Raw genomic sequence first — 10,870 nt, forward strand, 5'->3', positions numbered from 1 at the left:
CATGACCACTCTCTTTCGTATTGGCCAGATCGTTCCCAGTTCAAACACCACGATGGAAACGGAGATTCCCGCCATGCTTCGCGCCCGCGAAGCGCTGCGGCCGGAACGTTTCTCCTTTCACTCGAGCCGGATGCGCATGCATCGCGTGACGGTGGAGGAACTGGCCGCCATGAACCGCGAGGGGCTGCGCTGCGCCGCGGAACTGGCCGACGCGCGCGTCGATGTGATGAGCACGGCGTGCCTGGTGGCCATCATGGCGCAGGGGCTGGGCTATCACCGCCAGGTCGAATCGGATTTCAGGCGCGTGGCGAATGAAAACAAGTCGGACGCCAAGGTCATGACCTCTGCGGGCGCCTTGATCCATGGGTTGAAGGCGCTCGGCGCCAGGCGCATCTCGCTGCTTGCGCCGTACATGAAGCCGCTAACCGACAAGGTCGTCGAATACATCGAGAACGAAGGCATCGAAGTCCAGGATCGCGTCAGCTTCGAGATTCCGGACAACCTCGAAGTCGGGCGCCGGGATCCGATGCGCCTGCTCGATGACGTCAAGCGGCTCGATACGGCCAACGTCGATGTCGTGGTGCTTTCCGCCTGCGTGCAGATGCAATCGATCCCAGCCATCCAGAAGGCACAGGACATGCTCGGCATTCCGGTGACCTCGACCTCCGTCTGCACCGTTCGCAACATGCTGGACTTGCTCGGGCTGGATGCGGCCACGCCGGGTTTCGGCAAGTTGCTGGCATAGGCGCGGGAGCGATCATGCAGGTCATCGAAGTCGAACGCGCAGGCGGGCCGGAAGTCCTACGCCTTGCCGAGCGCGTGCAGCCCGTGCCCGAGCCTGACGAGGTTCTCATTCGCGTGCGCGCAGCCGGCATGAATCACGCCGATCTTGCGCAGCGGGCCGGCCTGTACCCCTTGCCGCCGGGCACGACCGACATCCTTGGCCTGGAAGTCGCCGGTGAAGTCGTGCAGGTGGGAAAGGATGTCGTGAGCCTGAAGGAGGGCGATGCCGTTTGCGCGTTGCTGGCGGGGGGCGGATACGCCGAGTACGTGGCGGCGCCCGCAGTTCAATGCCTGCCAATGCCGAGCGGCATGACGTTCGCGCAGGCGGCCGTGCTGCCGGAAGCTTTCGCAACGGTATGGCTCAACGTCTTCGACAAGGCTTCACTCAAGCGCGGTGAACGACTGCTCGTGCACGGTGGATCGAGCGGGGTCGGTATCGCTGCGATCCAACTGGCGACGGCCTGGGGCGCGGAGGTCTATTGCACCGCTGGCACCGACGAGAAATGCCGTCGATGCGAGGAGGAGGGCGCCACGCGAGCCATCAACTACCGCTCGGAAGACTTCGAAGAAGTCCTCACGGGTGGCTCTGTCAGGAAGCACGTCGATGTGGTGTTCGACATGATCGGTGGTTCGTACTTTCCGAAGAACATCAAGGTCCTCGCGCGCGACGGCAGGATGGTCTATGTGTCCGCGCTGGCCGGACGCAAGGTCGAGCTTGACCTGGTCGATCTCATGCGCAAGAGACTGTCGCTGTTCGGTTCCGTGCTGCGCCCCCTGTCTCCCGCAGCGAAGGGATCGGTGCTCAGGGGGATGTCGGAAGTGGTCTGGCCCTTGCTCGAGGAGAAGAGGTTCGTGCCTGTCATTCACCAGCAGTTCCCCTTCGATCGGGTTGTCGATGCGCATGCGCTGATGCAGTCCCACGGGCACATCGGCAAGCTGGCTTTGACTTGGTAAATCCTCGCTGAGCGGATTGCCCTGAAGCACGCCCGCCTTCGTTCTCGCCTGTTCGATGCCTCCAAACAGGAGGCTCGCAACTCCCGAAAACCGCGCTTGAAACGCCCGCTGGCCGACATTGGCGTGCAGCGCGAGGGTAACCACCCGTACCGAAGTTGCAGCGATTAATTGACGCACCATCAAATAAAATCTAAAGTCATATTAATGGTGCATCAATTAATGCTGCTGCAGGCAGCGCACCGTGGGCCATGCGCCGTGAGCCATGCAACAAAACCAATGGAGACAAAGATGAAAAAAGCGCGCCGAGATACACCGTCCCGCTGGACCTACCTCGCGGTCGTCCTTGCGGCGTCGATCGGCATGTTTGCGGGCTTCGCACCGGTCTTCAACAGCACGGCCGGCATCTTCTTTGGCCCGGTATCGCATGAGTTCGGCTTGAGCCGCGCCGATGCATCGCTGTCCTATGCGGCATCGATGCTCGGACTCGCTTTGGTGAGTCCGCTGGTGGGGCGACTGATGGACCGCTACGGCGTGAAGCGCGTCATCGGAGTTGCCATCGTGCTGTTCGCCGCGAGCGTCGCTTCGATGAGTTTGCAGAATGGCAGCAAGCTGATGTGGGCGGGGATTTCACTGATCGTCGGAATCACTGGCGCAGCGACGTCCGTCCTGGGATACCTCGCCGTTCTGCCGCAGTGGTTCGACAAACGATTGGGCCTGGCCGTGGGCATCGCGATGTGCGGCCTGGGCGCTGGCGCCATCGTCATGCCGAGCCTCACGCAGGCACTGGTCTCGGCCCTGGGCTGGCGGACCGCCTACGTTGTCCTGGGTGGCGGCTCGCTGCTATTGTCGGTGCCTGCCTGGCTGCTGATCAAGGAACGTCGCACGCAGCTCGACAAGGATCTGGCGCACGCGCATGGCCACGCCTATCGCCGTTCATTTGCGGCTGCGCTGCGCTCGTGGCGCCTCTGGGCCATCTTCTCGATATTCGTCCTGGCCTCCGCCGCGACCTTGTCATTTGGGCCGCATCTTCCTTCGATGCTTGTCGGCAAGGGCTTCGCTGCCATGGATGCTGCGCGGAGCGCTTCGACAGTCGGGGCAGGGCTCCTGGTCGGTCGCATCCTGACGGGCGTCCTGATCGACAGGATTCATGCGCCGTTCGTTGCCTGCGGCTTCTTCGTGGCGGGTGCCGTCGGCACCTACCTGATCCGTGTGTCCGACACCTATCCGTTGCTGCTGGCGGCGTGCTTCCTGGTCGGCCTGACCATCGGTGCGGAGGGCGACATGATCGCGTACCTCATCCGGTCGTACTTCGGTCTCGACGCGTTCGGCTCGCTGTTCGGCATCGCCTTTGCGGGTTACGGACTGGGTGCCGTCGCTGGGCCCATCGTTGTCGGAATCTACTTTGACAACACCGGCTCCTACGCAATGCCACTCGCGATCATGCCCGTGCTGCTCGCGCTGGCGGCAGGCCTCGCGCTCTCGCTTGGCCGCTATCGACCCCTTGTGGAACCACGCGACCACGAGAGCGGCACCCACATCGACAGCGACGACTTGACCGTCGCCTCTCCCCTTCGAAAGTCAGTGAGCCCGGCGCAATAGCGCCCCGCCCCGGCGCCAAGCCTGGCGCCCCCTGCAACCCCATCAGCCATCGCTCGAGCGAAGCGCTCATGCCGCGCAGGCGCAAGCGCGCGTGCCGGATGCCGCTTGCAGATTTTTGTTTGAACCAAAGAGAAGGAACCACCGTGAAACGTTCGATAGCCGCCCTGAGTGTTCTTGCCATCGCCGGGAGTGCGACGGCGCAGTCATCCGTCACCTTGTTCGGTGTCGTCGACGCTTCGGTGAGCCATTACACCGTCAAGAGCAATGTGGTGCCCGGCAGCCCGGCTACCACGCCGCCGCCTAGCCAAAGCCAAACCGTCTTGGGCAACTCTGGCTACAACTCGAGCCGCGTTGGATTTCGCGGTTCCGAAGATCTCGGAGGAGGACTGGCCGCCGGATTCTGGTTGGAAGGATCGTTGGCCAACGACGTTGGAAATGTCGGCTTCTTCCAGCGCCGCTCAACGCTGAGTCTGACAGGTGGCCTTGGCGAATTGCGGCTTGGCCGCGACAACGTTCCTACGTTCTGGAACGACGTGATCTTCGATCCGATGGGCGCTGTAGGAGTCGGCGCGAGCCTGCTCTACCAAGTCGCGCAGAACCTCTCTGTCGTCAATGCCGGACTCATGCCCGGAGCCGGGCCATCGCTCAGCGCGCCCTATGTCGGGACAGGCCTGAACGGTGGTCTGTCGGGCAACACCGACAACTACACGCGTGCCAGCAACAGCATCGGATACTTTCTTCCGTCCGGTCTTGGAGGGTTCTACGGGCAGGTCATGTACGCACTGCCCGAAGGCGTGAAGACTTCGAATGCGCCCAATCCGAACCCCAGCGTGCGCGCCCGCTACACGGGTGGTCGATTCGGCTACGCTTCCAACGGCCTGGATATAGCGCTCGCATACGCGGAGAGCGTGCAAACGGATACCGCCGCGCTGAAAGACACGATCAAGACGCTCAACTTGGGGGCGTCCTACGATTTCGGCCCGGTCAAGCTGTTTGGCGAGTTCTCAAGGCTCAAGGACGATCAACGCGTCTCGACGACTTCGCCGCAGGCCGGCCCGATCTACAGGGCCTACCAGGACAGCTACCGCGGCGCAATGATCGGCGCCACGGTTCCCGTAGGCCCCGGGCTGATCCGTGCGTCCTATGGCCAGGTCAGGTCCACCAACGTCGCCGGCACCCTCCTGTCACCACCCGCAGCAAGCCTCGGTGAACTCTCGTCCAAGGCGACGAAAGTTGCATTGAGCTACGTGCACAACCTCTCCAAGCGAACAGCCTTGTACACCACCGTCGCGCGAATCAAGGTTGACGACGGTCAGAACAACCCGTCGGTGATGGGCGCCTCGGTCAACCTGAAGACCTACTCGTACCTGCAAGGCAATTCGCGCTGGGCGCCGAGCATGTCGACGGGGTTCGATGTTGGCATCCGCCATGCCTTCTGATCGCTGCCGGAGCATTCAAGTCCAGTCTTCGACCCCGATGGAAAATATTGCACGACATCCGACCGTGTACGGCCCTCTGGCGCTTCTCGCCTGCGCATGTGTTGCGTTGGTCGGGATGGCGGGTTGCACGACGTTCACCACCCCTGCTGCGCAGTCCGCGTCCGCGGCTCGCACGATCCAGCACGACTACCGAACCAAGCTTGTGCTGCTTGGCACCGCGGGTGGTCGCACTTCATGGAATGGGACGAAGCTGGGAGGCATCTCGTCGGCCATTGAGGTCGATGGCGACGTCTACCTCGTTGACTTCGGTGAGGGATGGCAACGTCACTTCCTTCAGGCAGGGCTCGGCGGGAAGCATCCAGGCGGGGGGCTCGCTGCGCTTCGGGCCGCCTTCATCACGCATTTGCATGCGGACCAAGTGGTGGGCTACCCGGGACTCTTCATGTTCGGCACTTCGGACGGCCTCAGCACGCGACGCAGTCCAGTCAGGATATTCGGCCCCGGATCGCGCGGGTCGATGGTGCCCATGGAGGGAAGGCAGGCAGCCGTGGCGGTCGTCAGTCCACAGGACCCGACGCCTGGCACCGTTCGAATGACCGAGTCCATCTACAGCGCGTTCGCGATCGACATCAACGACAACATCAGGGACAGTCAAAAGCCTGATCCTCGTTCGCTGGTCCAGGTCGAAGACATCAGGCTCCCCGCAGGCGTCGTCGTGGATGAAAACAGGAATCCTGCGCCGGAGATGCCGCCGTTCCTTGTCTACCAGGACGACAAGGTCAAGGTCACCGCGACCTTGGTCAGCCATCCGCCGGTCTATCCGTCGTTCGCCTACCGCTTCGATACGGCAGATGGCTCGATCGTGTTCTCTGGCGACACGAGTCCGAGCGCCAACCTGATTCGACTTGCCGACAAGGCCGATGTGCTGGTTCACGAAGTCATCGATACGCGCTGGGTCGACGAACTGCTGCCAATGCCGCGCAACGCCTCACAGGCGGCCAAGGCGCACCACCTGCTCCACTCGCACACGACGATTGAAGAGGTGGGCGCGGTGGCTCAGGCAGCCAAGGCGAAGACGCTCGTCCTGTCGCACCTTGCCCCCGCCGACGGCAACCCGGCACGCTGGTCCAAGGCGCAGCAGGGATTCAGCGGTTCACTGGTCGTCGGACAGGACTTGATGTGGATCGGGGTTGGCTCTCGGCACTGAGGCGGAGTCTCCTTGACGCTCGTCGCGCGCTGCAAAGTGCTCTCGCACCCACTGCTCGCAAGCGGCCCATAGCGTCGGCGAACCTCGTGCGATGGTCGGGCCATAGCGTTGAAGAACCTGCTCGAGCGTGACGTTGTTTTCCGTCCAGGTGCCGCCGGCGGTGCCGATATTCACGAGAAGGGGCTGCACCCGATCCAGGGCCTTGGCGAACTTCGCATCATCGGACTGTCCAAGTTCGAACTCGCGCCAGAGTGCGAGCAAGGTGGCGCCCTGGTCACCCGGGACCATGCCGAAGAGGCGTACTGCGGCGCGTGCCTCCAGCTCGGCCTGCGATGCGCCTGCAGGGACGTGATGGATCGGCGTGTCTCCGACGTCCACCTCAACGATGTCGTGTATCAGGAGCATCTGGATCACGCGTGCGGCGTCCACCGTTCCAGCGGCGTATTCCTGCAGGAGCAGGGCATACATCGCCAGGTGCCAGGAGTGCTCCGCGCTGTTCTCCTTGCGGCTTCGGTCAAGGAGCGGCGACTGTCGAATTACGCTCTTCAGTCGATCAATCTCGCGCAGGAACGCCAACTGCTGATTCAAGGTGCTGCAGGGCATGAGGGGGGGCGGTGCGGATTGCGATGCCTGGCAAGAGCGAGCACCTACGACGCAAAGCCTTCAGGCTGCGGCGTCGACCCGCGGCGCACCAAATATGGCGTCGATGTCGACCTCGGCATTCAACCGGTCGGTCAGCTCCAGGCTGCTCTCGATGTGATCCAGATGATGAAGCATGAGCTGTGAGGCTTGCACGCCGTCTCCTCTTGCAATCGCCTCCACGATCAGAGCGTGCTCGTCGGCTCGGCAACTGTCGGAAAGTGCGGCGTCATAGAGCAGGATGATCAGGCAGGTCAAGCTGGTGAGTTCGCGCAGGCTTCGTGTGAATGCCGCGTTGCCCGCATGCTTGGCGCACAGGTTGTGGAATTCGCCGGAGAGTCGAATCACGGACCGCGTGTCGTTCTGCTTCCTGGCGAGCGCTTCGAGATCAAGGTGCTTGCGCAACCCCTCGAGTGCCAGCTCGCTCTTGTTCTGCACCAGCCTGTGGATGATCGCTGGCTCGATGACGCGGCGGGCTTCGAACACGTCGCGCGCCTGAGCGACTGTTGGGCTGGCGATGTAGGCGCCGCGGTTCGGGATCAGCTCGACGATCTTTTCGTACGCGAGTCGGGACAACACCTCACGGATGCGCGAGCGACTGACGTTGAACACCTTGGCCATCTTTTCTTCCGGCAGTTTGGAGCCGGGGAGCAGGCGGTGTTCAAGGATGGCGACGTAGATCCGTTCATAGATCTCCTCGTTCCCTTCCTTGTCTTGACGAGTGGAGGGGATGGCAGTGGGGGAAGCAGCTCGCATCGATGGATTTTCCGGGCCAAAACTGAAGTCTATCCCGGTTGCAACTGGATCGCCAACAGGGTTGTCGACAATCCAATCCCGCCTGGTTGTTGATGCAGGTGGCCCGGTTTCGTGTGCGAATGTGCCTCAAACCTCAACGGCAATCCGCTCGAGGGTCGAGTGATCTTTCGTCGAGATGGCAGCGCCCAGGCAGGTGCGACCAGCACCTTCGCTCCTACGCCCTCGTACCAAGGGTTTCCACTCGTTCGACACACGGGGCAGAGCGCACAAAATTATTGTCGTCACAGGATTCAACAATAGCGTTGACAACGAGTAGTTGCTTGAAATACAATATTTTGTCGACAATATGTGCAAGGTTTGTTGATTATTTTGGTGCATGGAGAGTTAATTGACTGCATGTTCATATGATGTCGTCGTGCGTGGCGGGCGGGTCGCCACGGCCTCGGACGTGTTCGATGCCGACATTGGCATTCGCGACGGAAAGATCGTCCAACTCGGCGTCGGGCTCGCCGCAGCCACGCGGGAGATCGATGCAGGCGGCCGGATCGTGACGCCCGGCGGCGTCGATGCCCATTGCCACCTGGATCAGCCGTCCCCGTCACCCATCAGGATGGCGGACGATTTCGACAGCGGCACCCTGTCCGCCGCCTGCGGAGGCACGACCACGGTGATTCCCTTCGCGGCCCAGCAGAAGGGTTCCAGTCTCAAGAGCGCGGTGCTCGACTACCACGAGCGGGCAGAAGGCAAGGCGCATGTCGACTATGCCTTCCACCTCATCGTCAGTGATCCGACCCCCGTCGTCCTGAGGGAGGAACTGCCAGCCCTCATCAAGAGCGGCTACACGTCCTTCAAGGTCTACATGACCTACGACGACCTGAAGCTGGACGATGGGCAGATCCTGGACGTCCTCGACATTGCGAAGCGGCACGGGGCGATTGCGATGGTCCATGCCGAGAACTCCGACTGCATCGAGTGGCTCACCAGGCGGCTCGAAGCCATGGGGCGCACCGCGCCGCGCTTCCATGCGCAGTCGCGTCCCATGCTGGTCGAGCGCGAGGCCACGCACCGCGCGATCGCGCTGTCGGAACTGGTCGACGTGCCGATCCTGATCGTTCATGTCTCGGGCCGCGAAGCGATCGAACAGATCAGGTGGGGGCGGGCGCAGGGACTCAACATCTTCGCGGAGACATGCCCTCAGTACCTCTTCCTCACGGCGGAAGATCTGGGCATCGACGACAGCTACCACGGTGCGAAGTGCATCTGCAGTCCGCCGCCGCGCGACAAGGCCAACCAGCAAGTGATCTGGGACGGCCTGAAGGACGGACTCTTCACCGTGTTCTCCTCCGACCATGCGCCCTTCAAGTTCGAAGGCACCGAAGGCAAGCAACCTGAAGGCCGCCAGGTGGCCTTCAGGCACATCCCCAACGGCATTCCGGGCCTGGAGACGCGGATGGCTCTCCTCTATTCCGAGGGCGTCCTGTCCGGTCGCATCAGCCTTGAAAAGTTTGTCGAGTTGACGGCCACCGGCCCCGCCAAGACCTACGGACTGCATCCCCGCAAGGGCGCCATCTGCATCGGCGCCGATGCCGATCTCGTGATCTGGGACGAGCGCGACGTCGTGATCACGAACACGGCACTGCACCACCAGGTCGACTACACGCCCTACGAAGGCATGCGACTCAAGGCCTGGCCAGGCTGCACCTTGCTGAGAGGCGAGGTGATGTGGGACGGCCGGGCGTTCGTGGGCCCCCGCCATCGCGGCCAGTTCCTGCCTGCAGGTCGCCCCTCGGTCCTTGCGCGTGCGCCGCGCGACGAGATCTTTCCCCATCCCATCAACCCCTGAGCAACACCCGGAGCATCCATGACCATCGAATCCCAACCGCCGCACCGTCGGTTCCTGAAGCCTGCGTATCGCCTCGGCCTGGCAGCCTTCCTCGCCTGCGCGGCGCTGGCGCCGGCGCACGCACAGGACGCGAAGTCGATCCTCGTCGTCGCTGGCCCCAGAACCCCGGAATCGCTCGACCAGGAATATCCGCCGACAGAAGCGACGCACGAGGCCAAGCGCAACATCTACGAGCGGCTGCTGGCTTATGAGGCGAAGACCGTGGATGGGGTTCAGGTCGAGAACTTCGACAGGTTGGTCGGCGGGCTCGCGGAGAAGTGGGAAGTTTCCCAGGACAAGACCTCCATCACCTTCTTCCTGCGCAAGGGCGTGAAGAGCGCGGCCGGCAACGAAATGAAGGCGGACGATGTGATGTGGTCGTTCGAGAGAGGTTGGAACAAGAATGCCAACTTCCATTGGTACATGACGCAGATCCTCGGCGTCAAGAAGTTCGAGGATTCGTTCACCAAGGTGGACGACATGACCGTCAAGGTCACGTTGCCGAAGACGTCACCGCTGATCGAGCGCATCTGGGTGAACAATGACCTGGGAATCCTCGACGCCACCGAGGCCAGGAAGCACGTCGTCGCCGAGGATCCCTGGGCTTCGCGCTGGCTTTCGAACCACTCTTCATCCTTCGCGCCGTACCAGGTCACCAAGTTCCAGTCAGGGCAGGAGGTGGTCTACGAGGCGAACCCCAACTACTACCGTGGCGCGCCGCGACTGAAGAAGATCATCTTCCGCGAGATGCCCACCTCGGCCAACCGGCTGGCCGCACTACAGGGCGGGGCGGTCGATGTGGCCGAATGGCTGTCGCCGCGCGAACTGGCGACCCTCGAGAAGAATCCGCAACTCAAGGTCTGGCAGGTGTTCGGAAACTACATCCATCGCGTCGAGATGAACAACACGAGCGCGCCCTTCGACAACGTCAAGGTGCGGCAAGCCTTGAACTACCTGGTCCCGCGTGACGAGATCCTGAAGGCCGTCTACTACGGCAAGGCTCGGCCAACCAAGAGCCCCATCTCGGAGATCTATCCCTCGTTCACAGACCAGTACTTCCACTACACGCAAGACGTCGCCAAGGCCAAGGCGCTGCTCAAGGAAGCCGGCCTCGAAGCCGGATTCAAGACGCAACTGGGCTACCGCACCGGCGACCAGATCGAGGAAGAGATCGCCGTCATCCTCAAGACCGCCTTTGCGCGTGCGAACGTGGATGTCGAACTCGTCAAGCTCCCGGCCTCCACGCTGGTCGAGCGGTACTCGAAGGGAACCATCCCCATGTACTTCTTCCGCGACATGGCCATCGTTCCCGACGCCGCCTATGTCGCGAATCTCTGGTTGAACAGTGCCTCGCTGATCAACTACCCGAAGTTCAAGGACGCAGAGGTCGACCGGCTCATCAACGAAGGCTTGTCCAGCAACGACATGGCCAAGCGCGATGCAGGCATGAAGCGCGTGCAGGAAATCGTGATGGAGAAGTCGCCGTGGGTCTTCCTGATGAACCCCGGCTACCAGTTGGCCACGCGCGCCAGTGTCGCCGGCTACAGCTGGTACACGCCCAACAGCAACAGCTGGTACGACTTCTACAAGAAGTAGCCCCACGCCGAATCC

At 62.3% G+C, this 10,870-nt stretch carries 9 protein-coding genes; 7 read left to right on the forward strand and 2 right to left on the reverse strand.

What is annotated here, in order from left to right; genetic code table 11:
- Position 1 precedes the first annotated feature (1 nt).
- The 5 genes from HCU76_RS26530 to HCU76_RS26550 all read left to right on the forward strand — a co-directional run bounded on the left by HCU76_RS26530 (position 2) and on the right by HCU76_RS26550 (position 5,982).
- Positions 2-745, forward strand: a complete 744-nt coding sequence (locus HCU76_RS26530) for an Asp/Glu racemase (protein ID WP_275946418.1) — start codon at positions 2-4, stop codon at positions 743-745.
- Positions 746-759: 14 nt separating this feature from the next.
- On the forward strand, positions 760-1,737 hold the full coding sequence (locus tag HCU76_RS26535; RefSeq protein ID WP_213957989.1) for an NAD(P)H-quinone oxidoreductase: 978 nt from the start codon (positions 760-762) through the stop codon (positions 1,735-1,737).
- A 219-nt stretch (positions 1,738-1,956) separates the two neighbouring features.
- A complete protein-coding gene (locus HCU76_RS26540; RefSeq protein WP_345944758.1) occupies positions 1,957-3,336 on the forward strand; it encodes an MFS transporter in 1,380 nt (459 codons plus the stop codon).
- A gap of 143 nt (positions 3,337-3,479) precedes the next feature.
- Positions 3,480-4,775, forward strand: a complete 1,296-nt coding sequence (locus HCU76_RS26545) for a porin (protein ID WP_213957990.1) — start codon at positions 3,480-3,482, stop codon at positions 4,773-4,775.
- Between the two features lie 37 nt (positions 4,776-4,812).
- On the forward strand, positions 4,813-5,982 hold the full coding sequence (locus HCU76_RS26550) for an MBL fold metallo-hydrolase (protein WP_213957991.1): 1,170 nt from the start codon (positions 4,813-4,815) through the stop codon (positions 5,980-5,982).
- Here HCU76_RS26550 and HCU76_RS26555 read toward each other — a convergent pair.
- Positions 5,929-6,585, reverse strand: coding sequence for an HD family hydrolase (locus tag HCU76_RS26555; protein WP_213957992.1), 657 nt, complete (start codon positions 6,583-6,585; stop codon positions 5,929-5,931). The two genes, HCU76_RS26550 and HCU76_RS26555, sit on opposite strands and share 54 nt — an antisense overlap.
- 60 nt (positions 6,586-6,645) lie before the next feature.
- Positions 6,646-7,377, reverse strand: a complete 732-nt coding sequence (locus HCU76_RS26560; protein ID WP_213957993.1) for a GntR family transcriptional regulator — start codon at positions 7,375-7,377, stop codon at positions 6,646-6,648.
- 388 nt (positions 7,378-7,765) lie between these two features.
- Between HCU76_RS26560 and hydA the strand changes: the two genes are divergently transcribed.
- Entirely contained in the window at positions 7,766-9,220 is a 1,455-nt protein-coding gene (hydA, locus tag HCU76_RS26565; protein WP_213957994.1) for a dihydropyrimidinase, read from the forward strand.
- Between the two features lie 18 nt (positions 9,221-9,238).
- On the forward strand, positions 9,239-10,855 hold the full coding sequence (locus HCU76_RS26570; RefSeq protein ID WP_213957995.1) for an ABC transporter substrate-binding protein: 1,617 nt from the start codon (positions 9,239-9,241) through the stop codon (positions 10,853-10,855).
- Positions 10,856-10,870 lie beyond the last annotated feature (15 nt).

The sequence above is a fragment of the Variovorax sp. dw_308 genome (genome assembly GCF_019207085.1).
GTDB lineage: Bacteria > Pseudomonadota > Gammaproteobacteria > Burkholderiales > Burkholderiaceae_C > Variovorax.